Source organism: Pantoea wallisii, from assembly GCF_002095485.1.
GTDB classification, from domain to species: Bacteria; Pseudomonadota; Gammaproteobacteria; order Enterobacterales; family Enterobacteriaceae; genus Pantoea; species Pantoea wallisii.
The window spans coordinates 1-362 of the sequence record NZ_MLFS01000145.1 but is presented as its reverse complement, the minus strand read 5'-3'; the positions used below and the strand labels follow the sequence as shown (position 1 = coordinate 362).

Sequence of the window (362 nt, the reverse complement as noted above, 5' to 3'; positions counted from 1 at the left end):
AAATGCACGGAAGCATGCAGTGCAGCCTGTCCGGAACGCAGCATTTGATCCTGTATTGAGAGGTTTTTGTGTTCTTCCTGAAAGGTTTCGCAAACATTCATGGCAGTCAGATTCTGAGCTGGCAGATCGTATTGTACTGAGCTGCGCATCAATGAAACGCTTCACATCATCCTGGAAGGCCATTTGTGTAAATCCGTCCTTCAAATGCAGGAAAGACACTTCAGTGGCCTTGCTATAAAGCTGCTGCGCCTCTAGATTTGCCATTGTGAGAAAATAGCTGGAGAATCGGTTCTTATCCCAGTAGTTATCCATAACGTGACCCCGACAGGTTTACAGGAAGTTACCAGGATTTAACCAGATAA

1 pseudogene is annotated in these 362 nt (G+C 45.6%); it reads right to left on the bottom strand.

The features are described 5' to 3' along the window. Nucleotides 1-312, bottom strand: a pseudogene (locus HA48_RS22335) (hypothetical protein); the annotation flags it as partial. Between the last annotated feature and the right edge of the window lie 50 nt (nt 313-362).